Below are 25,637 nucleotides of genomic sequence, written 5' to 3' on the forward strand. Positions count from 1 at the left end.
ACCCCTTCGGCAGCAGTGCCGTACTCCGACCGGACCTGCGTCCGGCCTGCGCGGCATCAGCCGGCCATGTGGTCGGCCAGCTCCTCGCTGTCGCTGAGGTCGAGGTTCGACTCGGTGCCCGGGATCCCGAGGTCTTGGGCCCGCTTGTCGGCCATCGCCAGCAGGCGGCGGATCCGGCCGGCGACCGCGTCCTTGGTCAGCGGCGGGTCGGCGAGCGCGCCCAGCTCCTCCAGGGAGGCCTGCTTGTGCTCCATGCGCAGCCGGCCGGCCGCGGCGAGGTGCTCGGGGACCTCTTCGGCGAGGATCTCCAGAGCTCGCTGGACCCGGGCTCCGGCGGCGACGGCGGCCCGCGCCGAGCGGCGCAGGTTGGCGTCGTCGAAGTTGGCGAGGCGGTTGGCGGTGGCGCGGACCTCGCGCCGCATCCGCCGCTCCTCCCAGGCCAGCACCGAGTCGTGGGCGCCGAGCCGGGTGAGCAGGGCGCCGATGGCGTCCCCGTCCCGTACGACGACCCGGTCCACGCCGCGGACCTCGCGGGCCTTCGCGGCGATGGAGAGCCGGCGGGCGGCGCCGACCAGGGCCAGGGCGGCCTCCGGACCGGGGCAGGTGACCTCCAGGGAGGAGGAGCGCCCCGGCTCGGTCAGCGAGCCGTGGGCCAGGAAGGCCCCGCGCCAGGCCGCCTCGGCGTCGCAGGTGGCCCCGGAGACCACCTGCGGGGGCAGACCCCGGATCGGACGGCCGCGGCCGTCCACGAGGCCGGTCTGGCGGGCGAGCTGGTCGCCGCCGGCGACCACGCGGACCACGTACCGGTTGCCCCGGCGCAGACCGCCCGGAGCCATGATCACGAGATCCGAGGAGTGTCCGAAGATCTCCAGGATGTCCTTGCGCAGGCGGCGGGCCGCGATCCCCGCGTCCAGTTCCGCCTCGATGACGATCCGGCCGCTCACCAGGTGCAACCCGCCCGCGAACCGAAGGATCGCCGAGACCTCCGCCTTCCTGCAGCAGGTGCGGGTGACAGGCAGGCGGGCGATCTCATCCTTCACCGCGGGCGTCATCGCCATGGGCCGATCCTTCCATGCATCCGAAAAATACGGTCGTACGCGGCGGCCAGCAGCTCCGGATCATGCTTCGGAGAGCCGTCCAGCCTGGCGACCGGCGCCAGCTCGACCGCGGCGCCGAACCGTTTTGCGGCATCGGCGAGGGACTCGCGATCGGGCACGGCAGCCTGATCGGCAAGCACCACGTCCAGGGCGAGTTTAGGGGCGTGTCGGGCCAAAACCTCCAAATGACGCTGCGGAGAGAAGCCCTCTGTTTCGCCGGGTTGTGGTGCGAGGTTCAGCGAGAGCACCTTTCTGGCCTTCGTCTCGACCAGCGCGTCGAGCAGTTCGGGCACCAGGAGGTGCGGAATCACCGACGAGAACCAGGACCCCGGACCGAGCACCACCCAGTCCGCGTCGAGCACCGCCGCGACCGCTTCCGGCACCGCCGGCGGATCGCTCGGCACCACCTGTACGGAGAGCACCTCGCCGGGGGTCAGCGCCACGGTGGCCTGCCCCCGTACGGTGTCCACGTCCTCGGGGCGGGCCGGATCGTGGCCCTTGACCAGGGCCTGGAGCTCCAGCGGGACCGCCGACATCGGCAGCACCCGGCCCTGGGCGCCGAGCAGCTTGCCGACCAGGTCCAGGGCCTGGACGGGGTCGCCGAGCTGTTCCCACAGGGCGACGATCAGCAGGTTGCCGACCGCGTGCTCGTGCAGGTCGCCCTGGGACTGGAACCGGTGCTGGATGACCCGCGCCCAGGTCTGGCCCCAGTCGTCGTCACCGCACAGCGCGGCCAGCGCCTTGCGGAGGTCGCCGGGGGGCAGGACCCCGAGCTCCTCGCGGAGCCTGCCGCTGGAGCCGCCGTCGTCGGCGACGGTGACGACGGCGGTCAGCTCGCCCGTGATCCGGCGCAGGGCGGTCAGCGAGGCCGAGAGGCCCATGCCGCCGCCGAGCGCCACGACCTTGGGCGCCGCCACCTCGGGGGCCTCGCCGCGGCGCAGGCCCGTACGGCCCGCGCCGCCCTCGCCCTTGCCGTTGGTCAGGCGGCGCAGGCGGCGGAGCCGCATGGTACGTCCGGTCACTCGCGCCCCATGTCCCTGTGGACGACGACGGTCTCGACTCCCTCGGAGGCGAGGCGGGCGGCGAGCTTCTCCGACATGGCGACGCTGCGGTGCTTGCCGCCGGTACAGCCGACCGCGATGGTCACGTACCGCTTGCCCTCGCGGCGGTAGCCGGTGGCGATGAGCTGGAGCAGCTCGGTGTACCGGTCGAGGAACTCCTTGGCGCCGGGCTGGCTGAAGACGTAGCCCGACACCTCCTCGTTCAGGCCGGTGAAGGGGCGCAGCTCCGGGACCCAGTGCGGGTTGGGGATGAAGCGGCAGTCGACGACGAGGTCTGCGTCGACGGGGAGCCCGTACTTGTAGCCGAAGGACATGACGGTGGCCCGCAGCTCGGGCTCCTCGTCGCCGGCGAACTGGGCGTCCATCTTGGCGCGCAGCTCGTGCACGTTCAGGCTGGAGGTGTCGATGACCAGGTCGGCGTCGCCGCGCAGCTCGCGCAGCAGGTCGCGCTCGGCGGCGATGCCGTCGACGATGCGGCCGTCGCCCTGGAGCGGGTGCGGGCGGCGGACCGACTCGAAGCGCCGGACGAGGGCGTCGTCCGAGGACTCCAGGAAGACGATCCGCCGGGTGACCCCGCGGGTCTCCAGGTCGGCGAGGGATTCGCGCAGCGCGTCGAAGAACTGGCGGCCGCGGACGTCGACGACGACGGCGATGCGCGCCACGTTGCCCTGCGAGCGGGCGCCGAGTTCCACCATGGTGGTGATCAGCGCCGGCGGCAGGTTGTCGACGACGAACCAGCCGAGGTCCTCCAGGCACTTGGCCGCCGTACTGCGGCCGGCCCCGGACATTCCGGAGATGATCACCAGCTCGGGGATGGCCGCCTCGGCGGTATCGCCGGGCTCCACTGTCGTGCCCGTACTCACCTGTGCTCCGTCTCGGTCGTACTCGGATGCGATGTCACGTCCGGAATCCTGCTCTGATCCTCGGTCGTGCCGGGTTTCGCGCTCGGTCATTGCTCGGTCCCCCGATCGGATGCTGCTCCCGCGGACGCGGGGGTCTCATCCTCAATGATCTCCCCGGTCGCCGTATTGACGGCGGGACCGGCGGGAACCGCCTGGGCGAGGGCCACGGCCACGGTCTCGGCCGTCTTGCGGCCTATGCCCGGGACCTCGCAGATCTGCTCGATTGTCGCCTGTCTCAGCTTTTTCACCGAACCGAAGTGCTTGATCAGGGCCAGCCTGCGGCTCTCGCCGAGCCCGGGGACCTCGTCGAGGGGGCCGGCCTTCAGGCGTTTGCCGCGCTTGTTGCGCTGGTACTGGATGGCGAACCGGTGGGCTTCGTCACGGACCCGCTGGAGCAGGTACAGGCCCTCGCTGCTGCGGGGCAGCACCACCGGGTCGCCCTCCCCGGGCAGCCAGACCTCCTCCAGGCGCTTGGCGAGGCCGCACACGGCGACGTCGTCGATCCCCAGCTCCTCCAGGGCCCGCTTGGCGGCGGCCACCTGGGGCTGCCCGCCGTCGACGACGACGAGCTGGGGCGGGTACGCGAAGCGCCTGGGGCGCCCGTCGTCCTCGGGCGCGTCCTGTCCGACTTCCCCGCTCGCGGTGGGGCCGGCGTCCTCGGGGGACCACTCCCCCGTCTTCAGCTTCTCCTGGAGATAGCGGCGGAAGCGCCGGGAGACCACCTCGTGCATGGAGCGGACGTCGTCCTGCCCCTCGAAGGATTTGATCTGGAAGCGCCGGTACTCGCCCTTGCGCGCCAGCCCGTCCTCGAAGACGACCATAGAGGCCACGACGTCGTCGCCCTGGAGGTGGGAGATGTCGAAGCACTCGATGCGCAGCGGCGCGCCGTCCAGCTCGAGCGCCTCGGCGATCTCCTCGAGGGCCCGCGAGCGGGTGGTGAGGTCGGCCGCGCGCTTGGTCTTGTGCAGGGCGAGGGACTGCTGGGCGTTGCGGTGGACGGTCTCCATCAGCGCCTTCTTGTCCCCGCGCTGCGGGATGCGCAGGCTCACCTGCGAGCCGCGCCGCTCGGCGAGCCACTGGCTCAGGGCCGGGGTGTCCTCGGGGAGCGCCGGGACCAGCACCTCCTTGGGGACGGCCTCGCCCTTCTCCTCCCCGTACAGCTGCTGGAGGGCGTGCTCGACCAGCCCGGCGGTGTCGACGGCCTCGACCTTGTCGGTGACCCAGCCGCGCTGGCCGCGGACCCGGCCGCCGCGGACGTGGAAGATCTGCACGGCCGCTTCGAGCTCGTCCTCGGCGACGGCGAACAGGTCGGCGTCGGTGGCGTCGGCGAGCACGACCGCGTTCTTCTCCATCGCCCGGCGCAGGGCCCCTATGTCGTCGCGCAGCCGGGCGGCCTTCTCGTACTCCATCTCCTCCGCGGCCTCGTGCATCTGCTGTTCGAGGCGGCTGAGGTAGGTGCCGGTGCGGCCGGCCATGAAGTCGCAGAAGTCCTCGGCGAGTTCCCGGTGCTCCTCGGGGGTGACCCGGCCGACGCAGGGCGCGGAGCACTTGCCGATGTACCCGAGCAGGCAGGGGCGGCCGATCTGCGCGGACCGCTTGAACACCCCTGCGGAGCAGGTGCGGACGGGGAAGACCCGGAGCATCAGGTCGACGGTCTCGCGGATGGCCCAGGCGTGCCCGTACGGGCCGAAGTAGCGCACGCCCTTCTTCTTGGGTCCGCGCATGACCTGGACCCGTGGATAGTCCTCGTTCATGGTGACGGCGAGGGAGGGGTAGCTCTTGTCGTCCCGGTACTTGACGTTGAACCGGGGGTCGAACTCCTTGATCCAGGAGTATTCGAGCTGGAGCGCCTCGACCTCGGTGGAGACCACGGTCCACTCGACGGAGGCGGCCGTGGTCACCATGGTGGCGGTACGGGGGTGCAGCCCGGCCAGGTCCTGGAAGTAGCTGGCCAGCCGTTGGCGCAGGCTCTTGGCCTTCCCGACGTAGATCACCCGGCGGTGCTCGTCGCGGAACTTGTAGACCCCCGGGGAGTCGGGGACCTGTCCCGGCTCGGGGCGGTAGCTGGAAGGGTCGGCCATGCCGACCACCCTACTGTCGCCCGCCGACAACCGGGCCCAGGCCGTCCCTCTTGGATCTTGTCGGTCAGGCAAGATCCGAAAGAGACGGCCGGGCCCCTCGGGGTGGCTACGCCCGCACCACCCGCTGCCGCCGGGCGCGCCGCGCGGCCACCGCGCCGGCCGCGCCCAGCGCCAGAGCCACGGCTCCGGCGGTCATCGGGAGCCCGGCGAGGGTGGACGCCGCGGTGGGGCTCGCCGTCGTGGCCGTGGCTTCCGTGGCCGTGGCTTCCGTGGGGGCGAAGCCACCGGCCTTGCCGGACTTGCCGTAGGCGGAGCCCGGCAGCTTGTCCCCGTAAGCCTTCACGACCCGCGTCCGGTAGGCGGCCAGGCTCGTTCCCTGCGCGCCGACGGCGGTCGCCGCGTCCTCGTCCAGGGGCAGCACCCGCTCGCCGCCGGCCACGTACCAGGCGTCGATCTGCGGTTCGCGGAACACGGTCCCGCCGGGGAGTTTCGCCGCGCCGAGCCGTGCGTAGCGGAACTCGTCGTCGCCGGTGGCGATGTTCACCACCTGCCAGCCCGCTTCGGTCTTCGCGGTCCACAGGGCTGCCTGCTGCCCGTCCGAGGAGACGGCCTTGCTGGCGAGGAACTCCAGCCGGGCCACGCCCGCGCCCGCCTCCCCCGCGACGAACTCCGGCGAGAGGTAGTGCACGGGAACGGTCTCGCCCTCGATGCGGGGCTGCGCGGCGGTGAGCGAGACCTTGCCCTCGCGGGCGAAGAAGCGGGACAGGGTGGCCAGGGTGTCGGGGGCCGCCGCCCTGCGTCCTGCGGCGGCCAGGTTCTCGGCGGTGGCGTTCTGGGGCTGTGGAACGGGCGCCGCGGACGCCTGGGTGGGGGCCAGGGCCAGTACGGCGGTCGCGGCGACGGCCGCGGCGGCGAGACGTGGATTCATGAGGTCACGCCCCGATCCGGTAGAGCGAGTGGGTCCAGGAGAAGGTGCTGTTGTCCACGTACCAGGCGTGGGAGGCCCAGTTGTAGCGGTCGCTCGAGGGCCACGGGTCTCCCCAGTACACCCAGCTGTTCGCGGTGTCGTAGCCGTAGATCACGTGCATGTGGCCACCGCCGTTGGACCACTGGATGCGGGTCTCGATCGGGCGGTTGGCGTTGATCTCGGTCTGGACGGTGGAGTACTGGAGCCAGCCGTTCACGTAGGAGCCGGCGTTGATGCCGGCCCAGCGCAGGCCGGTCTGCACGTTGCCGAGGGTGGCCTGGTTGTTGGGGCAGTCGTAGCCCTGCTGGCGGTTGAAGGCGGCGTTGCAGAACTGGTTCTGGGTGTAGGTGCGGCCGAACCAGGTGGCGATGGTGTTGCCGCCGGCGGCCCAGCACCAGTTGGTCTTCTGCTGGGCCTGCATGGTGATGTTCAGCCGCTTGTACGCCAGTGCCGAGCTCTCGGCGGGTGCGGCGGCGGCGGAGGTGGCGGTAGTGGTGCCCGTACCGGCGGCGTCATCGGCGGCGGTGGCGGCAGCGGTGGGCAGGGCGAGGAGCAGGGCGGTGATGAAGGCGGCGAGGGTGAGCCGCCGGTTTCTGTTGCGCATCGCGTTCCTCCCGAGGTGGGGAGTGGGGGTGGAGGAGCGCGTCCGGACGCTGTGGAGGAGCATCAGGGTGTTGTCGGGAACAGGTCAACACGCTTCAATACGGCGTGACATCGCGGTGTGAACGGTGGGGCCAGAGTGTGAACGTCCGCCGTCACCCCCCACCTGGCCCCACCGGGACCACGGGCGTCACCCGCCGGACCGCCCGCACCCCGCCGCGTGAACGTTCACAGGAGGAGCCGCCATGCGGTCGAGCGCGAACGGCACCCTCTCGGACAGCCCCCCGCCGGCCGGCTCCCCACCGCCCGGAACCGCTCCGGCCGGCCCCCCACCGGCCGGACCCGCTCCGTCCGGACCCGCTCCGGACAGTGCCCGCGCGGAGGCCGCCCGGGACCTGCCGCACCTGCTGCGCGACGGCCCCTTCCACCTCGCGCTCCGCGCCGCCCTCACCGCCCGCGGCCTGCCCCTGCACCGGGTGCAGCACCGGCTCGCCGCGCGCGGCATCAAGCTTGGGGTGACCAGCCTCAGTTACTGGCAGCAGGGCGCCCGGCGGCCGCGCCGCCCCGAGTCCCTGAAGGCCGTACGGGCCCTGGAGCAGATCCTGGACCTGCCCGAGGGCGCCCTGCTGCGGCTGCTGGCCGCGCCGGATCCCGCCGCGCCCGGCACGGCCCGGCCGCCCGCGCGTTCGTACCGGGCGCTGTTCAGCGTGGGCGCGGCCGTGGAGGAGCTGCTGGCCGGCATGGAACTGCCCGCCGACGGCGGCCTGCACACCGTCGGGCACCACGAGCGGGTGCGGATCGGGCCCGCCGGGCAACTGCTCGGCCGCGAATCGCAGCACGTCGTACGGGCCCACCGCGACGGGGTCGACCGGTACATCGCGGTCCACCACGGCGATCCGGGCTGCGATCCGGAGCGGATCCGGGTCCGGGCCGACGAGAACTGCCGGACCGGGCGCGTCCGCCGCCACCCCGAAGCGGAGCTGGTCGTCGCCGAGCTGCTCTTCGACGCCCGGCTGCGCGCCGGGGACACCTTCGTCTTCGGCTACGGCTTCGAGGACGGCACCGCCGGCCGCAGCACCGAGTACGTGCGCGGCTTCAGTTACACGGGCGGGCAGTACGTGCTCCAGGTCCGCTTCGACGAGGCGGCGCTGCCGGTGCGCTGCCGCCGCTTCACGCGCAGCGGGCCGGACGCTCCGCGCGGGCGCCTCGCGGACCTGAATCCGAGCGGGCCGCACCGGGCCGTGCACCTGGTGGAGCAGGGGGTGCGGCGCGGGATCCTGGGGATCGGCTGGGACTGGGAGTGAGCGAGCGCGCGGGCGCTGCGCCGGGTCAGCCCGCGATGAGCCTGCCGGCCTCGACCTTCACCGGGACCTCCGGCAGCGGGTCGGTGGCCGGGCCGCGCAGCACCTTGCCCGTGGTCACGTCGAAACGGCTGCCGTGGCAGGGGCAGTTGCCCTCACCCTCGATGATCTTGTCGAGGACGCAGCCGGAGTGGGTGCACTGGGCGCTGAAGGCCTTGTACTGGCCCGCCTCCGCGCAGCTGACCACGAGCTTCTTCTCCCGGAACAGCTTCGCGCCGCCGACCGGCACCTCGGCCTCCGCACCCAGCTCCACGGGCTCGGCGGGGACCGCCGGGGAGCCGTGGCCGCTGTTGGTCTCGGTGGAGCAGGCCGTGAGCGCAACGCCGCCGCCGACGGCTCCGACGATCGCGGCGGCGCCCTTGAGGACGGTACGGCGGGCGGCGGACTGCGAGGCGGACATGCGGTTCTCCCGGAGTGAGGATGGCGTGAGGATGCGGCGGGGCCGGCATCGGCCGGGCCGGGCCCGGCGGGCCCACCCGACGATACCCGCGCCCGATGGGATACCTTCCCCCGCGTGATCGTCGTCGGTGGAGAAGCCCTGATCGACCTGGTGCCCGTCGCACGGCCGCCGGGCGCCCTGCTGCCGCGGCCGGGCGGTGGACCGTACAACACGGCGGTCGCGCTGGGCCGGCTCGGCGTGCGGACCGCCTTCTGCTCCCGGATCTCGACGGACGGCTTCGGCGTCTCGCTGCTCGACGGACTGCGCGCCGCCGGGGTGGACCTCTCCCTGGTTCAGCGCGGACCGGAGCCGACGACGCTGGCCGTGGCCTCGCTGGCCCCGGACGGCTCGGCGGCGTACGGCTTCTACGTCGAGGGCACGGCCGACCGGCTGTTCCGGCTGCCGCCCGCGCTCCCCGAGGGGGCACGGGCCCTGGCGCTCGGCACCTGCTCGCTGGTGCTGGAGCCGGGGGCCGGCGCCTACGAGACCCTGCTGCGCCGGGAGTCCGGGCGCGGGCTGCTGACCCTGCTCGACCCCAACATCCGCCCGGCGCTGATCGCCGACCCGGCGGCCTACCGGGCGCGCTTCCTGTCCTGGCTGCCGCACGTCGGCGTGCTGAAGCTGTCGGAGGAGGACGCGGCGTGGCTGGGCGGCCGCGCCGGCGACTGGCTGGCGGCCGGGCCCGCGGCGGTGGTGCTCACCCGGGGCGCCGGCGGCCTGACGGTGTGGACGCGGGAGGGAGCGGAGCATTCGGTGCCCGCACGCCGGGTCCCGGTGGTGGACACCATCGGTGCGGGCGACACCGTGAACGCGGCCCTGCTGCAGCGGCTCGCGGCCGGTGCGGGCGGCCCGGGGCCGGTGGACTGGCCCGAGGTGCTGTCCTACGCCGCCGCGGCGGCCGCGCTGACGTGCACCCGTGCCGGCGCGGAGCCTCCGTACGCCTCCGAGCTCAGCGGAGCGCGGCCCACACCGTAGCGGCCACCGCGGGGGCGAACTCCTCTACCGGCCCGACCGTGTCGGGCCCGGAGAAGTGCAGGAAGAAGGCCCGCTGGAAGCAGGCGCCGAGCAGCAGGGCGGCGGCGGCCGCCGGGTCGGCGCCGGGGCGCAGCCGGCCCCGTTCGAGCTCGCGGGACAGATGGCCGGTGAGGGCCTCCAGCACCACGTGCGGACCCGCGCCGATGCTCCGTACGCCCTCGCGGTGGCGGGCCAGCAGGACGGGATCGGCGAAGAGCGATCCGGCCAGGGGCATGGCTTCGGCGTAGAAGAGCGAGGCGTACCGGGCGATCTCGGTCAGCCTCTCCTCCACCGGCTGGTCCCCCGGGTCGGTGGCCAGCGCCGCCATCATCGCGCCGGCGTTGGGGCGGCGCTCCATCAGCACGCGGACGAACAGTTCTTCCTTGTTCGCGAAGTACTTGTAGAGCGCGGCCTCGGAGCAGCCGGCCTCCCGGGCGATGGCCTTGGTGGTGGCGTTGGCCAGACCGGTGGTGCGCATCAGGGTTTCGGCCGCATCGAGCAGGCGTTCCGGAGTGGACCGGCTTGACTTTGGGGTGAGCATTCACTCACCATAACGGAAGGGGGGGTGAGTGAGCACTCACTCACCCCTCGTCTCGGTCATGCGTCACACGTCATGCGTCACGTGAATGTGGGAGCCAGGATGAAACTCACGGTGTTCGGAGCCACGGGCGGGGTCGGCCACGAAGTGGTCCGGCAGGCACTCGAAGCGGGTCACGAGGTGACGGCGGTCGTCCGCGACCCGGCGCGGCTGAACGTACCGGCGCACGAACGGCTGCGCGTGGAGGTGGTACGGGACCTGTCCGACGAGGACGCGCTCGTGCCGGTGCTGGAGGGGCAGGAGGCGGTGGTCTCCGCGCTCGGCCCGACGAGCAACAAACAGGCCAGGCTCACGCCGGTGGCGGGTCCTGCCCTGCGGTCGATCGTCTCCGCGATGGACCGGGCGGGGGTGAGCCGCCTGTCGGCGGTCAGTGCGGCGCCGGTGGGTCCGCTCGCCCCGGAGGACGGGGCGCTCACCCGGGTCCTGGTCTACCCGCTGCTGCGCAGGGCGCTGCGGGACCTGTACGCGGACCTCGCGGTCATGGAGGCGGCGATCGCCGCGAGCCGTACGCAGTGGACGGTGATCCGGCCGCCGCGGCTGCTGAACCGGCCGTTCACGGGGACGTACCGGCGGGCGGTCGACGCCAACGTTCCGGGCGGCAAGGTGATCGCCCGGGCGGACGTCGCGGACGCCCTCCTCACCACCCTGTCCGACCCTTCTACGTCGGGCCACGCCATCGGCGTCGCCGCGTAGCCCTCGGTCGGAGGTGCGACGCCCGGCCTCCCGGGGCGCCGCCTCGAACCCCGTGCCCCAAACCCCGGCGGGGCTGGATCCTGGCCGACATCGGCTTGGATCCGGCCCCGCCGGAGGGGGGTCACGCCTTGCGGGTCCGCGCGGCCTTCTTCGCGGGAGCCGGGGCCGCCGCCTTCTTGGCCGGGGCAGCCGCCGCCCTCTTCCGCGGCGCCGCCTTCTTCTTCGCCGGCCCGGCGGCCGTCTCCGCGTCGGAGACCCGGTCCGCGCCCAGGATGTCCCGCAGGAACTTGCCCGTGTGGCTCGCACCCACCGAGGCGATCTGTTCCGGCGTGCCCTCGGCGACGACGAGGCCGCCTCCGTATCCGCCCTCGGGGCCCATGTCCACGACCCAGTCCGCGGTCTTGACGACATCGAGGTTGTGCTCGATGACGATCACCGTGTTGCCCTTGTCCACCAGTCCCGACAACACCTTGATCAGCTTCGAGATGTCCTCGAAGTGCAGACCCGTGGTCGGCTCGTCCAGGACGTACACCGTCCGCCCCGTCGACCGCTTCTGGAGTTCCGAGGCCAGCTTCACGCGCTGCGCCTCGCCGCCCGAGAGGGTCGGCGCGGACTGGCCGAGCCGGACGTACCCGAGCCCCACCTCGTTCAGCGTCTTCAGGTGCCGCGAGATCGTCGGGACCGCCTCGAAGAACCCGGCGGCCTCCTCGATCGGCATGTTCAGGACCTCTGCGATGGACTTGCCCTTGTAGTGGACCTCCAGGGTCTCCCGGTTGTACCGGTCGCCGTGGCAGACCTCGCACGGGACGTACACGTCCGGCAGGAAGTTCATCTCGATCTTGATCGTGCCGTCGCCGGAGCAGTTCTCGCAGCGGCCGCCCTTCACGTTGAAGGAGAAGCGGCCCGGCAGATAGCCGCGCACCTTCGCCTCCATCGTCTCCGCGAAGAGCTTGCGGACGTGGTCGAAGACACCGGTGTACGTGGCCGGGTTGGAGCGCGGGGTCCGGCCGATCGGCGACTGGTCCACGTGCACGACCTTGTCGACGAGGTCGTCGCCGTCCACCCGCGTGTGCCGTCCCGGCACCGAACGCGCGCCGTTGAGCTCGCGGGCGAGGTGCGTGTACAGGATGTCGTTGACCAGCGTCGACTTGCCGGAGCCCGATACGCCCGTCACCGCCGTGAGCACGCCCAGCGGGAAGGACACGTCGATGTCCCGGAGGTTGTTCTCCTTGGCGCCGTGGACCGTGAGCTTGCGCGCCGGGTCCACGGGACGGCGTACGTCGGGGAGCGGGATGGACCGCTTGCCGGACAGGTACTGGCCGGTGATCGACTCGGGGTTCTTCAGCAGCTCCTTCAGCGACCCGCTGTGCACCACCTTGCCGCCGTGCTCGCCGGCGCCCGGGCCGATGTCCACGACCCAGTCGGCCACCTTGATGGTGTCCTCGTCGTGCTCGACGACGATGAGCGTGTTGCCCATGTCCCGCAGCCGGACCAGGGTCTCGATCAGCCGGTGGTTGTCCCGCTGGTGCAGGCCGATGGACGGTTCGTCCAGGACGTACAGCACGCCCACCAGCCCGGAGCCGATCTGCGTGGCGAGGCGGATGCGCTGGGCCTCGCCGCCCGAGAGGGTGCCGGCGGCGCGGTTGAGCGAGAGGTAGTCCAGGCCGACGTCGACGAGGAAGCGGAGCCGCTCGTTGACCTCCTTGAGGACCCGCTCGGCGATCTTCTTGTCGCGGGCGTCGAGCTTCAGCCGCCCGAGGAAGTCCGCGCACTCGCTGATCGACATCGCGGCGACGTCCGCGATCGAGCGGTCCATCACCGTCACCGCGAGCACGATCGGCTTGAGCCGGGTGCCCTGGCAGGTGGGACACGGCACTTCGCGCATGTAGCCCTCGAAGCGCTCGCGGCTCGCGTCGCTCTCGGATTCCGAGTGCCGCCGCTTCACGAACGGCACCGCGCCCTCGAATGCCGTGGTGTAGGCCCGCTCGCGCCCGTACCGGTTGCGGTAGCGGACCTCGATCTGCGTCTTGTGGCCGTACAGCAGGGCCTTCTTCGCCCGCAGCGGCAGCCCGGCCCAGGCGATGTCGGTGCGGAAGCCGAGCTCCGCGGCGAGGGCGCCGACGAGCCGCTGGAAGTAGTCCTTGGTGTGGCCGAGCGACCACGGCGAGACCGCGCCCTCGTCCAGGGACTTGTCCTCGTCCGGGACGATCAGCTCCGGGTCCACCTCCATGCGCGTACCGATGCCCGTGCATTCGGGGCAGGCGCCGAAGGGCGAGTTGAAGGAGAAGGAGCGCGGCTCCAGCTCCTCGAAGGACAGGTCGTCGTACGGGCAGTAGAGGTGCTCGGAGTACATCCGCTCACGCTCGGGGTCGTCAGCGGCGAGGTCGACGAAGTCGAGGATCACCATGCCGCCCGACAGCCCGAGGGCGGTCTCCACGGAGTCCGTCAGCCGGCGCTTGGCGCCGTCCTTGACGGTGAGGCGGTCGATGACCACCTCGATGGTGTGCTTCTCCTGCTTCTTCAGCGTGGGCGGTTCGGAGAGCTGGATCGTCTCCCCGTCCACCCTGGCCCGGCTGTAGCCCTTGGTCTGGAGGTCGGCGAAGAGGTCGACGAACTCGCCCTTGCGCTCGCGCACCAGCGGCGAGAGCACTTGGAAGCGGCTGCCCTCCGGCAGCGCGAGCACCTTGTCGACGATCGCCTGCGGCGACTGCCGCGAGATCGGCCGGCGGCACTCGGGGCAGTGGGGCTTGCCGATGCGCGCGAAGAGCAGGCGGAGGTAGTCGTAGACCTCGGTGATGGTGCCGACGGTGGAGCGCGGGTTGCGCGAGGTGGACTTCTGGTCGATGGAGACGGCCGGGGAGAGGCCCTCGATGAAGTCGACGTCGGGCTTGTCCATCTGCCCGAGGAACTGGCGGGCGTACGAGGACAGCGACTCGACGTAGCGGCGCTGCCCCTCGGCGAAGATCGTGTCGAAGGCCAGGGAGGACTTGCCCGACCCGGAGAGTCCGGTGAAGACGATGAGCGAGTCGCGCGGCAGGTCAAGAGAAACGTTCTTGAGGTTGTGCTCGCGAGCGCCACGAACGATGAGACGGTCGGTCACGCCGGTCCGCACCTTTCTTGAGAGAGCGGGGGCACTGGCCCCCGTCCCAGGGTATTGGGGGGCGCCTCTGCGGTGGAGTGGGAGACTGGACTCCGAGCGTATAGCACGTGCATTCGATTTCCGGCACTCCGCAGCCCTCTTCACCCGATCGTGTGGCGAGGGCCGCTCGACCACTAGGCTCGGCCGCATGATGGATCATGCGCACGATCTGCGCTCCGTACGTGAGGCCACCGATCGGCTGCTGACCGCGGCCGCGAAGCTGGACAACGCGTCCCTGTCCGAAGAGTCACGCCTCCCCGGCTGGAGCCGCGGTCACGTCCTGGCGCACCTCGCCCGGAACGCGGACGCCCTGGTCGAGGTCTTCGAAGGTCGCCCGATGTACGAGAGCGCCACCTCCCGGGAGTCCGACATCGAGCGTGATGCGGGGCGTCCTCTGCTGGAACAGCTCGAAGACCTCCGGAATTCCGCGGACCGCTGGCAGGCCGTCGCCGAACGCCCGCAGGACTGGGCCCGCACCGTGGAACTGCGCAACGGGGTCACCGACACCGCGGCCCGGGTGCCCTTCCGGCGCCTGATCGAGGTCGAGCTGCACCACGTCGACCTCGACATCGGCTACGAGCTCTCCGACCTCCCCGCGGAGTTCACCGGCCGGGAGATCGAGTTCCTGGCGGACCGCTGGTCGGGCCGCCCGGAGGTACCGCCCACCGCCCTGTCCGCCACCGACGGGCGCCACTGGCGGACCGGCTCGGAAGGCGACCCGGCCGTCACCGTCACCGGCACCGCCGCCGCCCTCCTGGGCTGGCTGGCCGGCCGCGGGGACAAGGGAGCCTCGCTGACCACCGAGGGCGGCCCCCTGCCGGCCCTCCCTCCGCTCTAGGATCGGTTCATGACGTACAGCGGAGCGGTCAAGGTCGGCGGTCCGGCCGACGTGCACGAACTCTCGGACCTGATGATTTCCAAGGTCGCGGTGGGCCCGATGAACAACAACGCCTACCTGTTGCGCTGCCGGGCCACCGACGAGCAGCTGCTGATCGACGCGGCCGCGGAGCCGCAGACCCTGATCGGCCTCATCGGCGGCGGCGGCATCGCCTCCGTGGTCACCACCCACCAGCACGGCGACCACTGGGGCGCGCTGGCCGAGGTGGTCAAGGCGACCGGCGCCCGGACGTACGCGGGCCGCTACGACGCGGAGGGCATTCCGGTCCCGACCGACGTGCCCGTCGAGGACGGGGACACGATCACGGTCGGACGGGTCACGCTGACCGCCCGCCACCTGGTCGGCCACACCCCCGGCTCGATCGCGCTGGTCTACGACGACCCGCACGGCCACCCGCACGTGTTCACCGGAGACTGCCTCTTCCCGGGCGGCGTCGGCAACACGTGGGGCGACCCGAAGGCCTTCGCCCAGCTCGTCGACGACGTGGAGCACAAGCTCTTCGAACGGCTGCCCGACGAGACCTGGGTCTACCCCGGCCACGGCAACGACACCACGCTCGGCGCCGAGCGCCCCCACCTGGCCGAATGGCGCGAGCGCGGCTGGTAGCCGGCGGCGGAGAGGGCACCGGCCCGTCAACCTCGCGCCGGACCGCACTCCCTTCCGGTCATTGATGGCCGAACGCACGTCCTGAGGGGGCGGGGCGGGGTAATTGCTGCACCATGCAACAGGACCACCCCTCCCCCGCTCCCCTCCCCCGGGCCAAGCCCGTCCCGGCCGCCGCGCCATCCCCCTCCTCCCCCTCGATGCTCCGGCTCGCCTCGGCCTCCCTCGTCGGCACCGCCATCGAGTTCTACGACTTCTTCGTCTACGGCACGGCCGCCGCCCTGGTGCTCGGCCCGCTCTTCTTCCCCTCCTTCTCCCCGCTCGCCGGGACCCTCGCCGCCTTCGGCACCTTCGGCGTCGGCTTCCTCGCCCGCCCCCTCGGCTCCGCTCTCTTCGGCCACATCGGCGACCGGTACGGCCGCCGCCCGGTCCTGCTCGCCTCCCTGCTGCTCACCGGCCTGGCCACGGTGGCGGTGGGCTGCGTGCCCTCGTACGCCTCCATCGGGATGGCCGCGCCGATCCTGCTGGTCCTGCTGCGCTTCCTCCAGGGCCTCGGCCTCGGCGGGGAGTGGGGCGGCGCGGTCCTGCTGACCTCGGAGCACGCCCCCGAGGGGCGGCGCGGGCTGTGGTCGAGCTTCCCGCAGATGGGTCCTGCGGTGGGATTCCTGCTGGCCAATGGCCTGATGCTGACCCTGTCGAGCACGCTGTCCGACGGGCAGTTCGCCGCCTGGGGCTGGCGGGTGCCGTTCTGGGTGGCGGGGCTGCTGGCCCTGACCGGGCTGTGGCTGCGCCGCTCGGTGGAGGAGACCCCGCAGTTCCGCGCGCTGGCCGAGACCGGCCACCGGGCCGACGCCCCGCTGGCCGAGGTCCTACGGGGCCACTGGCGCCTGCTCCTGCTCACCGGCGGGGCCCTGGCCGTGGGCTACGCCGTCTTCTACGCGGCCACCACCTGGTCCCTCGCGTACGCCACCGAGCACCTCGGCGTGCACCGCTCCGTGATGCTGGCCTGCATCATGGTGGCCGTCGCGCTGAAGGGGGCGGCCACCCCGGTGATCGCGGTGCTCGGCGACCGCTACGGCCGGCGCCCGCTGTGCCTGGCGGGCTGCACGGCGTCCGCGCTGTGGATGTTCCCCTTCGTCGCCCTGCTGCGCACCGCGGACCCCTTGCTGATGACGGTGGGCCTGCTCGGCGCCCTGCTCGGCATGGTGACGATGTTCGCGGTGGTGGGCGCGTACCTGCCCGAGCTGTACGCCCCGCGGATCCGCTGCACGGGCGCGGCCGTCGGCTACAACCTCGGCGGGGTGCTGGGCGGTGCGCTGACCCCGATCGTGGCCACCGCCCTGGCGGACGGCTCCGGCCCGCCGTGGGCCGTAGCCGTGTACCTGACGGCGATCGCCCTGGTCTCGCTGGCCTGCTTCGCGCTGCTGCCGGAGACCAACCCGGTGGTCGTGCGGCAGCGGACGGGAGCGGACGCGGAGACGGAGAAGGGGGCGGCCGAAGCGGCCGCCCCCGTGTAGCCGCGGGGCCCGGATCCGGTCAGTCCTTCTGGGGAACGGTCGGCTTGTGGCCCGGGTACACGTGGTCGGGGGTCACGATGCTGGTGACCGCCTCCCCGAAGAGGGTGCTGGGCTCCTGGCCCTCGTACAGGTCGTCGGTGTTCAGGACGACGACCATGGTGGCCTGCTCCTCCGGCAGGTAGACGGTCAGCGTCTCGTATCCGGGCAGCGAGCCGTTGTGGCCGATCCAGCCCTGGACGTTGAAGATGCCGAGCCCGTAGCCGGCGCCGGGGATGATGCCGATCGGCTGGGTCTTCAGCCGCTCGGCCTGGGTCGCGGGGGTCAGCAGGGTGCCGGTGGCGAGGGTCTTCGCCCAGCTGCGCAGGTCCTCCAGGTCGGAGACCATCGCTCCGGCGGCCCAGGCCCAGGACGGGTCGAAGTCGGTCGCGTCCACGATCTTCCCGCCGGGCAGGTCGTTGGTGTAGCCGTGCGCGTGCGGCTCGGGGAACTCCTTGCCGACGGGGAAGAGCGTGCGGCTGCTCAGCCCGGCGGGCTTCACGACGTCCTGCCCGATGACGTCGTGGAGCGGCCGGCCGGTGATCTTCTCCACGAGCAGGCCGAGCAGGATCAGGTTGGTGTTGGAGTACTCGAACTTCGCGCCCGGCGCGAAGTTCACCGGGTGTTTGAAGGAGATGTCGAGCAGCTGCTGCGGCGTGAAGGTGGAGGTGCCGGTGAGGTCCTTGCCGAACCCCGGGTCTTCGCTGTAGTTGAAGAGCCCGCTGCGCATGCCCGCCAACTCGCGCAGGGTGATGCGGTCCCCGTTCGGGACGCCGCTGATGTACTTGCCGATCGGGTCGTCCAGGGCGAGCTTGCCCTGGTCCACGAGCTGGAGGAGGGCGGTGACCGTGAACGTCTTGGTCTCGCTGCCGATGCGGACCCCGAGATCGGGCGTCATGGGCGCGCCGGTCGCCGTGTCGGCCACGCCGAAGGACTTCACGTAGCTTCCCTTGCCGGGGGCCCACAGACCGACGGTCACGCCCGGCACCTCGGCCTGCTCCATCACCTGGCGCACGGCCGCGTCCAGTCGGGCCGTGACGGCCGGGGTGAGCTGCGGGAACTCCGTGTCGCCGTCCGGGGACGGCGCGGCGGACACGGAACGCGCCGGGGCGGTGGCCCCGTACGCGGTACCCGCGGCAGCCGGGACCAAGAGTGCGCCTGCGGCCGAGACGGCCACACAGGCCCTGCGCATGCGCATACGGGTCGGCCTCATCGCAGGGCCTCCTGTCGTACGACGGCCAAGGCAACATCCTCAGCCTAGGCCCGGGGCACCCCGGTCGCGCGGCGACCGGGGTGGCACAGGATCAGGCGTCGATGCGCTCCGGGCCGGCGGCCGCCTCGGCGGCGTCGGCTTCGGCCTGCTTCTTCGAGGCGATCAGGCTGGTGATCGTGGTGATCACCAGGACACCGCAGATGACGCCCAGGGAGACCGGGATGGAGATCTGCGGGACGTGCAGGCCCGACTCGTGGAGAGCGTGCAGCACGAGCTTGATGCCGATGAACCCGAGGATGACGGAGAGGCCGTAGCTGAGGTGGACCAGCTTCTTCAGCAGGCCGCCGATGAGGAAGTACAGCTGGCGCAGACCCATCAGCGCGAAGGCGTTGGCCGTGAAGACGATGTACGGGTCCTGGGTGAGGCCGAAGATCGCGGGGATCGAGTCCAGGGCGAACAGCACGTCGGTGGTGCCGATGGCGAGCATGACGACCATCAGCGGGGTCAGGACGCGCTTGCCGTTGTTCTGGATGAAGAGCTTGGTGCCGTGGTAGCGGTCGGCGACGCCGAACTTCTTCTCGATGGACTTCAGGAGGCGGTTCTCCTCGAACTCCTCGTCGTCCTCGTCCTTGCGGGCTTCCTGGATCAGCTTCCACGCGGTGTAGATGAGGAACGCGCCGAAGATGTAGAAGACCCACGAGAAGTTGGTGATGATCGCGGCGCCGGCGGCGATGAAGATGGCGCGCAGGACCAGGGCGATGAGCACGCCGATGAGCAGGACGCGCTGCTGGAGCTGTGAGGGGACCGCGAACTTCGCCATGATCAGGACGAAGACGAAGAGGTTGTCCACGCTCAGGGACTTCTCGGTGATGAAGCCTGCGAAGAACTCCTGCGAGGCCTGGCCGTTTCCGAACACCAGAAGGCCGAGGCCGAAGAGCACCGCGAGGACGATCCAGACGACCGTCCAGATGCCCGCTTCCTTCATGGAGACGTCGTGCGGCTTGCGGCCGATGAAGAAATCGGCGCCGATGAGGATGCTCAGACCGAGAATGGTCAGCACCCAGAGGGTCAACGAAACGTCCACTATTAACACGCCTCCGGCAGATGGCTCAGAACTTTGTCAGCGTCATCGCTGCCGGAGGTCTCTTCCACCCGGACGGCCAGGAGGCCGCGGGCCGGCGCCCCGGGACCGATTGCAGTCCGTATTGACGAGCACGCCGTAGCAGGAAAGCAGGAATACTCCCCTCCGCACTCACCAGGGTACCCGCCGTGGGCACCGAAGGTAAAGGGGACCCCAAGAACTGGTCAGTAGCCGGTCATCGAGGCCGGGCGGCGGACCGCCCGGCCGCCGCTACCGGGCGCCGCCCCTGGCCGCCGCGACCCGCTCCAATGCCTGGTCGAGGACCCGGCTGCCCTGCGGGGGCAGATCCGGCTCGAAGATCCAGGCGTGCTGGACCCACGGGTCGGCGAGGTGGTTGTCCGGTACGGGCGACAGCCGCATCAGCGAGCGCCACAGCGGGTCCAGCAGTGGCCCGTAGGCCGAGGCCTCGTCACGGTCCGCGACCATCAGCAGGTGCACGCCGACCGCCGGGCCCTCGTCGGCGAGGTAGCGCAAACGGGTGACGGCCCGGTCGTCGAAGCCGTGCGGGAAGTCGTGCACGATCAGGAGCTGGTCGGACGTGTCCACATCGGGCGGCAGGTCCTCCGGAGCCCCGGCCCGCACCGCCATCTGTACGAGGTCCACCCGGCGGGTCAGCCGCTCCAGGGTCTCGGTGACCCCCGCGGCTCCGGCGGCGGGCGCCCCGGCCAGCACTCCGGCGCGCACCAGCGGGGCCAGCGAGGCGGCCCCGGCTCCGGCCGCGTCGATGACGTGGACGGCGAACCGGTCGGCGGGGTGGGCGGCCAGCATCCGCGCCGCGTGCGCGACGGCCATGTCCATGGCGGCCCGGCGCAGCCGGTCGGTGTCCATCGCCATGGCCGACTCCGAGCCGGTGCGGCCGTTGTCGATCCACAGGCCGCGCTCCAGCGGGACCCTGACCAGCATGGGGATGCGCAGGTCCGGCCGCTCGGGCAGGTGGAGGTCGCCCAGGCGCAGGGCGAGGGGGGCCTCGGCGGGCACGGAGTGCGCCTGCCAGACCGGGTTGTCCCAGCGCGCGTACGCGGCGGGCAGCGCGGGCTCGACCACCTCGGACTCGGAGGTGAGCTGGACCAGGTCCCGGTCGAGCACCTCCTGCGCCCGCGCGACCAGTTCCTCGCGGCGGGCCCGGGCGGTGTCCCGGGCGGCGTTTCCGGAGCCGCCGAGGCGGTGGCGGGGGTCGGACAGCGCCTCGTCGAGCTCGCGGTCCATCCGGGAGTCGGCGAACTCCACGGCGCCCCGGTAGGCGGCGACGGCGCGGGCCAGGTCCTCGAACATGCCCCAGACCTGGTTGTAGAGCCGCTCCTCCATGGACCAGCCGCTCGCGTCCCCGGCGACGGGGCGGGGCGCCTCGCCCGGCCGCGGCGGCGTGGCCGGGCGCGGTCCGGGCTCGGGTGACTCGGTGCTGGTGCGGCGGCGCGGGTGGGCGTAGCTGATGGTGGCCGGACCGCCCGAGGTGTCCGTGCCCGGCTCCGGGGGCAGCGGCGGGGGTGTGGGAGCGGGGGGAACGTCCTGGGGCACCGGGGCCGGCGTCTGGGCCGCGGCCGGGGCCCGGAGTCCGCGCGGGACGGTCGGGGCCGGCCCGCCGGGCAGGGCGGCGAGGGTGACGTCCCCGGTCGGCGCCGCGCCCAGCGCGGCGGCGGCCAGTTCGGCCGCGGCCGGGGCGGGCAGCCCGGCGTCGGTCAGGAGCGCGCCGAGGCCGGCGGCGTACCCCTGGCCGACGGCGCGCACCTTCCAGGCGCCCTGGCGCCGGTACAGCTCCAGGGCCACGACGGCGGTCTCCGACTCCAATCCGGTCAGTGTGTACCCGGCGAGCTCCGCGCCCTCCGGGTCGGCCACGGACACGTAGGAGGCGGGGACCGCGCCGAAGCGCCCCGGGCCGCCGGGCGGCAGGACCAGGACGAAGCCGACCCGGTGGACGGCCGGTGCGACCGCGTCGAGGTCGACCGCTATGCGGTGCTGCCCGGAGGCGGCACCGGGTACTTCCAGTCCGGGCAGGGTGCGGGCGCCCGGGTGGGCGACCGCCCCGGGGCCGGCGAGCCGGCCCGCGTCGTCGCCGAGCTGGGCCAGGGCGAGCACGGGTGTGCCCGCCGAGACCCGGACCTCCACCCGGCTCCGGGACAGGGGGTGGTTCTGCCCCCGGACCAGTTCGGCCGTCATCGTGCAGCCCCTCCCCCGTACCCGTTCTTCCGCCGGGCCCTCGATCGTGCCCGGTCCTGCCCTGCTGTGCTGCTGTGCTGCTGTGCTGCTGTGCTGCTGTGCTGCTGTGTTGCGCTGCCGTGCTGCCGTGCTGCCGGTCCTGCTTACAGGTGCGGCAGGATCGCCGGCATCAGGTCCTGGAAGGTGCGGCCGTTGGCCGGGTTTCCGAGGGCCGTCATCTGCCAGCCGCTGCCGAGGCGCGACACCTTCGCCATGATCTGAGCGGTGTACTGGCCGCCACCGTCCAGTGTGTAGCGGGCCAGCTCCTGGCCGTTGGTCTCATCGACGATGCGGCAGAAGGCGTTCTCCACCTCCTGGAACGTCTGGCCGGTGAAAGAGTTCACCGTGAAGACGATCTGGTCGATGTGCACCGGCACGCGCTGCAGGTCGACGAGGATCGACTCGTCGTCCCCGCCCTGGCCGACGCCGCCGACGAGGTTGTCACCGGTGTGCTTGACCGAGCCGTCGTCGCTCTGCAGGTGCCGGAAGAAGACGACGTCCACGGGCTGCTTGTCGGCGAAGAGCACCGCCGACGCGTCGAGGTCGATCTCCCGGGTCCGCGAGCCGAACAGCCCCCGGCGCTTGGCCGCCTGCCAGCCGAGGCCCATACGGACCGCGGTCAGCGTGCCTCCGTCCGCCTTCTGCAGATTGATGGCCTGACCCTTGGTCATGTTGACCGTCACGCGCTGTCCCCTCTCCATAGCCCGCCCCCGATGGGGGTGCGCAGCGTGTACCTGCGGCTGTGCCAACCCTACTGACCGCCTCCGGGTCAGGCGAGGCCCGCTTCCTTCATCTGCCGTAGCTCCTTCTTCAGCTCGCCGACCTCGTCCCGGATCCGGGCCGCGACCTCGAACTGCAGCTCGGCGGCCGCGCCCCGCATCCGCTCGGTCATCTGCTCGATGAGTGCGGCCAGTTCGGCGGCCGGGCGGTCGGTCGCCACCACGGGGCCCTTCGCTCCCTTGGCCCCCCTGGCCCCGGCCTTTCCGCCCGCCGCGGCCTGCGCCGCCTTGCCGCCCAGCGCCGGGACGGGCGCCTTGAGGGCCTTGCCGTCCTTCGTCTGCCGGTAGCCGGTGCCGAGGAGCTCCTCGGTGTCGAGCTCCTCGCGGGCGATCGTGGCCACGATGTCGTTGATCTTCTTGCGCAGCGGCTGCGGGTCGATCCCGTGGGCCGTGTTGTAGGCGACCTGCTTCTCGCGCCGCCGGTTCGTCTCGTCGATCGCCTGGGCCATCGCCGGGGTGATGCTGTCCGCGTACATGTGGACCTGGCCGGAGACGTTGCGCGCCGCGCGTCCGATGGTCTGGATCAGCGAGGTCCCCGACCGCAGGAAGCCCTGCTTGTCGGCGTCGAGGATGGCCACCAGCGACACCTCGGGCAGGTCGAGGCCCTCGCGGAGCAGGTTGATGCCGACCAGGACGTCGTACTCGCCGGCCCGCAGTTCGCGCAGCAGCTCGATGCGGCGCAGGGTGTCCACGTCGCTGTGCAGGTAGCGGACCTGGATGCCGAGCTCCAGGAAGTAGTCGGTGAGGTCCTCCGCCATCTTCTTGGTGAGGGTGGTGACCAGGACCCGCTCGTCCTTCTCGACCCGCTGGCGGATCTCGTGCACCAGGTCGTCGATCTGGCCCTCGGTGGGCTTGACCACGACCTCCGGGTCGATGAGACCGGTCGGTCGGATGATCTGCTCGACGAAGCCGTCGCCGCGCGAGAGCTCGTACTTCCCCGGAGTGGCCGACAGGTAGACGGTCTGGCCGATCCGCTCCTGGAACTCCTCCCACTTCAGCGGCCGGTTGTCGAGGGCCGACGGGAGCCGGAAGCCGTGGTCGACGAGGGTCCGCTTGCGGGAGGCGTCGCCCTCGTACATCGCGCCGATCTGGGGCACGGTGACGTGCGACTCGTCGATGACGAGGAGGAAGTCCTCGGGGAAGTAGTCGATGAGCGTGTTCGGGGCGGAGCCGCGCTCGCGGTCGTCCATGTGCAGCGAGTAGTTCTCGATGCCGGAGCAGGAGCCGATCTGGCGCATCATCTCCAGGTCGTAGGTGGTGCGCATGCGCAGGCGCTGCGCCTCCAGCATCTTGCCCTGCTTCTCCAGCTCGGCGAGGCGCTCGGCGAGCTCGGCCTCGATGCCGCGGACCGCCTTCTCCATGCGCTCGGGGCCGGCGACGTAGTGGCTGGCGGGGAAGACGTAGAGCTCGCGGTCCTCGCTGATCACCTCGCCGGTCAGCGGGTGCAGGGTGGACAGGGCCTCGATCTCGTCGCCGAACATCTCGATGCGGACGGCCAGTTCCTCGTAGACCGGGAAGATCTCGATGGTGTCGCCGCGCACCCGGAAGGTGCCCCGTGTGAAGGCCACGTCGTTGCGCGTGTACTGGATGTCGACGAAGCGGCGCAGGAGCTGGTCCCGGTCCATCTCCTCGCCGACCTTGAGGGGGACCATCCGGTCCACGTACTCCTGCGGGGTGCCGAGACCGTAGATGCACGACACGGAGGCCACGACGATGACGTCGCGCCGGGTGAGGAGGGAGTTGGTCGCGGAGTGGCGCAGCCGCTCCACCTCCTCGTTGATCGAGGAGTCCTTCTCGATGTAGGTGTCCGACTGCGGTACGTACGCCTCGGGCTGGTAGTAGTCGTAGTACGAGACGAAGTACTCGACCGCGTTGTTCGGCAGGAGCTCGCGGAACTCGTTCGCCAGCTGGGCGGCGAGCGTCTTGTTCGGCGCCATCACCAGGGTGGGCCGCTGAAGCTTCTCGATCATCCAGGCGGTCGTCGCCGACTTGCCGGTTCCGGTCGCGCCGAGCAGCACGACATCCTTCTCACCTGCACGGATGCGCTTCTCCAGCTCGGCGATGGCCGCGGGCTGGTCGCCGCTGGGCGTGTAGGAGCTGACGACCTCGAAAGGCGCCACCGTGCGTTCGATCTTCGATACGGGCCGCATGGGTCAACCGTACGACCACCCACTGACACTCGGCGCCCGCCCGCCCCGGGCGGAGTCGTGCGGGCCTGGTCCGTTTGTCGTAGTTCGGTGGCGGCCCGGTGATCACCGACCCCATGATCGCCGTACGCGGCTCTCCCTGAAAGTGCGTCGGAAACGCACCGCCGCCCGTGCACGGCCGCAACGAATGCCGCTCCACGCCCGTTTGACGGCAGGAGCAGGGCCCATGACCCGAGGAGAACGTGCATGTACGTCCGATCCGCCGCCGCGGCCACCGCCGCCTTCCTGGGACTCACCCTGACCGTGTGCGGTGCGGGCTCCGCCTCGGCCGCACCCGGTCCGGACTGGCTGTCCAACCCGATCGTGTACGCCCACCGGGGGGCCTCGGCGTACGCCCCGGAGAACACCCTGGAGGCGATCGACCTCGCCATGGAAATGGGCTTCGAGTGGGTGGAGAACGACGTCCAGCGCACCAGGGACGGGGAGCTCGTGGTCATCCACGACGACACCCTGACCCGCACGACGGATGTCGAACAAGCATTCCCCGACCGCAAGCCCTGGCGGGTGAGGGACTTCACCGCTGCGGAGATCGCCGGGCTGGACGCGGGGAGCTGGTTCGGGCCGGAGTTCGCGGGGGCCCGCGTACCGACCCTGCGGGAGTACATGAACCGGGTCCGGCGCAACCAGCAGCGGCTGCTGCTGGAGATCAAGAAGCCGGAGCTCTACCCGGGGATCGAGCGGCAGACCCTGGACGTGCTGGGCGAGACCGGCTGGCTCGAAGAGAGCCGTGTGGCCCGCCGGCTGGTGGTCCAGAGCTTCAGCGCCGACTCGGTCCGCACCGTGCACGAGCTGCGCCCCGACCTGGTCACGGCCTTCCTCGGCACGCCGGCCGTCGCCGACCTGCCGCGGTACGCGGAGTTCACCGACCGGATCAACCCCTGGCACACCACCATCGACGGCGAGTGGGTCGCCGCGGTGCACAAGCTGCTCGGCGCCCACGGCAAGGCGCTGGAAGTGGACACGTGGATCGTGGACGACGCGGCGACCGCCCGGAAGGTCCAGGACATGGGCGTGGACGGCATCATCACCGACAAGCCGGACGTCGTACGGGAAGCGGTCGGCGGCTACTGACGCGCGCACGGCGCTGTCGGGGCTGTC

The 25,637-nt window shown here is 71.7% G+C and carries 21 protein-coding genes; 7 read left to right on the plus strand and 14 right to left on the minus strand.

The genetic code is table 11. From position 1 onward, the window contains the following. Positions 1-56 precede the first annotated feature (56 nt). The 6 genes from whiA to AC6CKD_RS09285 all read right to left on the minus strand — a co-directional run bounded on the left by whiA (position 57) and on the right by AC6CKD_RS09285 (position 6,712). On the minus strand, positions 57-1,058 hold the full coding sequence (gene whiA, locus AC6CKD_RS09260; RefSeq protein ID WP_498326440.1) for a DNA-binding protein WhiA: 1,002 nt from the start codon (positions 1,056-1,058) through the stop codon (positions 57-59). Then, positions 1,049-2,119, minus strand: coding sequence for a gluconeogenesis factor YvcK family protein (locus AC6CKD_RS09265; RefSeq protein ID WP_498326442.1), 1,071 nt, complete (start codon positions 2,117-2,119; stop codon positions 1,049-1,051). Before AC6CKD_RS09265 ends, whiA begins: the two co-directional genes overlap by 10 nt. After that, a complete protein-coding gene (rapZ, locus tag AC6CKD_RS09270; RefSeq protein ID WP_478684671.1) occupies positions 2,116-3,111 on the minus strand; it encodes an RNase adapter RapZ in 996 nt (331 codons plus the stop codon). The genes AC6CKD_RS09265 and rapZ overlap by 4 nt, the downstream gene beginning before the upstream one ends. Further along, a complete protein-coding gene (uvrC, locus tag AC6CKD_RS09275; protein WP_498326443.1) occupies positions 3,108-5,141 on the minus strand; it encodes an excinuclease ABC subunit UvrC in 2,034 nt (677 codons plus the stop codon). Before uvrC ends, rapZ begins: the two co-directional genes overlap by 4 nt. A gap of 106 nt (positions 5,142-5,247) precedes the next feature. After that, on the minus strand, positions 5,248-6,069 hold the full coding sequence (locus AC6CKD_RS09280; RefSeq protein ID WP_498326444.1) for a hypothetical protein: 822 nt from the start codon (positions 6,067-6,069) through the stop codon (positions 5,248-5,250). A gap of 4 nt (positions 6,070-6,073) precedes the next feature. Beyond that, positions 6,074-6,712, minus strand: a complete 639-nt coding sequence (locus AC6CKD_RS09285) for a papain-like cysteine protease family protein (protein ID WP_498326445.1) — start codon at positions 6,710-6,712, stop codon at positions 6,074-6,076. 241 nt (positions 6,713-6,953) lie between these two features. Here AC6CKD_RS09285 and AC6CKD_RS09290 point away from each other — a divergent pair, with 241 nt between their 5' ends. Beyond that, complete coding sequence (locus AC6CKD_RS09290; protein WP_498326446.1) at positions 6,954-8,012, plus strand: hypothetical protein; 1,059 nt, start codon at positions 6,954-6,956, stop codon at positions 8,010-8,012. 25 nt (positions 8,013-8,037) lie between these two features. Here AC6CKD_RS09290 and AC6CKD_RS09295 read toward each other — a convergent pair whose 3' ends face one another. After that, entirely contained in the window at positions 8,038-8,469 is a 432-nt protein-coding gene (locus AC6CKD_RS09295) for a Rieske (2Fe-2S) protein (protein ID WP_498326447.1), read from the minus strand. A gap of 114 nt (positions 8,470-8,583) precedes the next feature. Here AC6CKD_RS09295 and AC6CKD_RS09300 point away from each other — a divergent pair, with 114 nt between their 5' ends. Next, positions 8,584-9,483 (plus strand): carbohydrate kinase family protein, encoded by a 900-nt coding sequence (locus tag AC6CKD_RS09300; protein WP_498326448.1) that lies wholly within the window; start codon positions 8,584-8,586, stop codon positions 9,481-9,483. Here the strand turns inward: AC6CKD_RS09300 and AC6CKD_RS09305 are convergent. Continuing rightward, positions 9,458-10,063 (minus strand): TetR/AcrR family transcriptional regulator, encoded by a 606-nt coding sequence (locus AC6CKD_RS09305; protein WP_498326449.1) that lies wholly within the window; start codon positions 10,061-10,063, stop codon positions 9,458-9,460. The two genes, AC6CKD_RS09300 and AC6CKD_RS09305, sit on opposite strands and share 26 nt — an antisense overlap. A gap of 99 nt (positions 10,064-10,162) precedes the next feature. Here AC6CKD_RS09305 and AC6CKD_RS09310 point away from each other — a divergent pair, with 99 nt between their 5' ends. Continuing rightward, complete coding sequence (locus AC6CKD_RS09310; protein WP_498326450.1) at positions 10,163-10,813, plus strand: NAD(P)-dependent oxidoreductase; 651 nt, start codon at positions 10,163-10,165, stop codon at positions 10,811-10,813. 121 nt (positions 10,814-10,934) lie between these two features. Here AC6CKD_RS09310 and uvrA read toward each other — a convergent pair whose 3' ends face one another. After that, positions 10,935-13,913 carry an excinuclease ABC subunit UvrA gene (gene uvrA, locus AC6CKD_RS09315; RefSeq protein ID WP_498326452.1) on the minus strand — a complete coding sequence of 993 codons (2,979 nt, stop codon included), beginning with the start codon at positions 13,911-13,913 and terminating at the stop codon, positions 10,935-10,937. Between the two features lie 187 nt (positions 13,914-14,100). Here uvrA and AC6CKD_RS09320 point away from each other — a divergent pair, with 187 nt between their 5' ends. The 3 genes from AC6CKD_RS09320 (at position 14,101) to AC6CKD_RS09330 (ending at position 16,970) form a co-directional block, all read left to right on the plus strand. Continuing rightward, positions 14,101-14,790 (plus strand): maleylpyruvate isomerase family mycothiol-dependent enzyme, encoded by a 690-nt coding sequence (locus AC6CKD_RS09320; protein ID WP_498326454.1) that lies wholly within the window; start codon positions 14,101-14,103, stop codon positions 14,788-14,790. Positions 14,791-14,799: 9 nt separating this feature from the next. Beyond that, positions 14,800-15,456, plus strand: coding sequence for an MBL fold metallo-hydrolase (locus tag AC6CKD_RS09325; protein ID WP_498326455.1), 657 nt, complete (start codon positions 14,800-14,802; stop codon positions 15,454-15,456). Between the two features lie 197 nt (positions 15,457-15,653). Next, complete coding sequence (locus AC6CKD_RS09330) at positions 15,654-16,970, plus strand: MFS transporter (protein WP_498326938.1); 1,317 nt, start codon at positions 15,654-15,656, stop codon at positions 16,968-16,970. 19 nt (positions 16,971-16,989) lie between these two features. On the opposite strand, the gene AC6CKD_RS09335 is transcribed toward AC6CKD_RS09330, so the two are convergent. From AC6CKD_RS09335 to uvrB, 5 genes are all read right to left on the minus strand, one after another. Further along, the gene (locus tag AC6CKD_RS09335; RefSeq protein ID WP_498326457.1) at positions 16,990-18,219 is read right to left on the minus strand and encodes a serine hydrolase domain-containing protein; all 1,230 of its coding nucleotides are present in this window, start codon (positions 18,217-18,219) and stop codon (positions 16,990-16,992) included. 91 nt (positions 18,220-18,310) lie between these two features. Next, positions 18,311-19,303 carry a TerC family protein gene (locus tag AC6CKD_RS09340; protein WP_498326458.1) on the minus strand — a complete coding sequence of 331 codons (993 nt, stop codon included), beginning with the start codon at positions 19,301-19,303 and terminating at the stop codon, positions 18,311-18,313. Positions 19,304-19,570: 267 nt separating this feature from the next. Next, a complete protein-coding gene (locus AC6CKD_RS09345; RefSeq protein ID WP_498326460.1) occupies positions 19,571-21,514 on the minus strand; it encodes a TerD family protein in 1,944 nt (647 codons plus the stop codon). A gap of 143 nt (positions 21,515-21,657) precedes the next feature. Further along, a complete protein-coding gene (locus AC6CKD_RS09350; RefSeq protein ID WP_478684686.1) occupies positions 21,658-22,236 on the minus strand; it encodes a TerD family protein in 579 nt (192 codons plus the stop codon). Between the two features lie 86 nt (positions 22,237-22,322). After that, a complete protein-coding gene (gene uvrB, locus AC6CKD_RS09355; protein ID WP_498326461.1) occupies positions 22,323-24,482 on the minus strand; it encodes an excinuclease ABC subunit UvrB in 2,160 nt (719 codons plus the stop codon). A gap of 243 nt (positions 24,483-24,725) precedes the next feature. On the opposite strand from uvrB, the gene AC6CKD_RS09360 reads away from it, so the two are divergent. Beyond that, positions 24,726-25,610: a glycerophosphodiester phosphodiesterase gene (locus AC6CKD_RS09360; RefSeq protein ID WP_498326462.1), complete on the plus strand. Its 885-nt coding sequence runs from the start codon at positions 24,726-24,728 to the stop codon at positions 25,608-25,610. The last annotated feature ends 27 nt before the right edge of the window (positions 25,611-25,637 follow it).

The sequence above is a fragment of the Streptomyces sp. GQ60 genome, assembly GCF_059758875.1.

What these genes read in the sequence shown, in the direction of transcription:
- whiA (WP_498326440.1), bottom strand. Translation starts at nt 1,058, where the DNA reads ATGGCGATGACGCCCGCGGTGAAGGATGAGATCGCCCGCCTGCCTGTC.
- rapZ (WP_478684671.1), bottom strand. Translation starts at nt 3,111, where the DNA reads ATGACCGAGCGCGAAACCCGGCACGACCGAGGATCAGAGCAGGATTCC.
- uvrC (WP_498326443.1), bottom strand. Translation starts at nt 5,141, where the DNA reads ATGGCCGACCCTTCCAGCTACCGCCCCGAGCCGGGACAGGTCCCCGAC.
- AC6CKD_RS09280 (WP_498326444.1), bottom strand. Translation starts at nt 6,069, where the DNA reads ATGAATCCACGTCTCGCCGCCGCGGCCGTCGCCGCGACCGCCGTACTG.
- AC6CKD_RS09285 (WP_498326445.1), bottom strand. Translation starts at nt 6,712, where the DNA reads ATGCGCAACAGAAACCGGCGGCTCACCCTCGCCGCCTTCATCACCGCC.
- AC6CKD_RS09290 (WP_498326446.1), top strand. Translation starts at nt 6,954, where the DNA reads ATGCGGTCGAGCGCGAACGGCACCCTCTCGGACAGCCCCCCGCCGGCC.
- AC6CKD_RS09295 (WP_498326447.1), bottom strand. Translation starts at nt 8,469, where the DNA reads ATGTCCGCCTCGCAGTCCGCCGCCCGCCGTACCGTCCTCAAGGGCGCC.
- AC6CKD_RS09305 (WP_498326449.1), bottom strand. Translation starts at nt 10,063, where the DNA reads ATGCTCACCCCAAAGTCAAGCCGGTCCACTCCGGAACGCCTGCTCGAT.
- AC6CKD_RS09310 (WP_498326450.1), top strand. Translation starts at nt 10,163, where the DNA reads ATGAAACTCACGGTGTTCGGAGCCACGGGCGGGGTCGGCCACGAAGTG.
- AC6CKD_RS09320 (WP_498326454.1), top strand. Translation starts at nt 14,101, where the DNA reads ATGATGGATCATGCGCACGATCTGCGCTCCGTACGTGAGGCCACCGAT.
- AC6CKD_RS09325 (WP_498326455.1), top strand. Translation starts at nt 14,800, where the DNA reads ATGACGTACAGCGGAGCGGTCAAGGTCGGCGGTCCGGCCGACGTGCAC.
- AC6CKD_RS09330 (WP_498326938.1), top strand. Translation starts at nt 15,654, where the DNA reads ATGCTCCGGCTCGCCTCGGCCTCCCTCGTCGGCACCGCCATCGAGTTC.
- AC6CKD_RS09335 (WP_498326457.1), bottom strand. Translation starts at nt 18,219, where the DNA reads ATGAGGCCGACCCGTATGCGCATGCGCAGGGCCTGTGTGGCCGTCTCG.
- AC6CKD_RS09345 (WP_498326460.1), bottom strand. Translation starts at nt 21,514, where the DNA reads ATGACGGCCGAACTGGTCCGGGGGCAGAACCACCCCCTGTCCCGGAGC.
- uvrB (WP_498326461.1), bottom strand. Translation starts at nt 24,482, where the DNA reads ATGCGGCCCGTATCGAAGATCGAACGCACGGTGGCGCCTTTCGAGGTC.
- AC6CKD_RS09360 (WP_498326462.1), top strand. Translation starts at nt 24,726, where the DNA reads ATGTACGTCCGATCCGCCGCCGCGGCCACCGCCGCCTTCCTGGGACTC.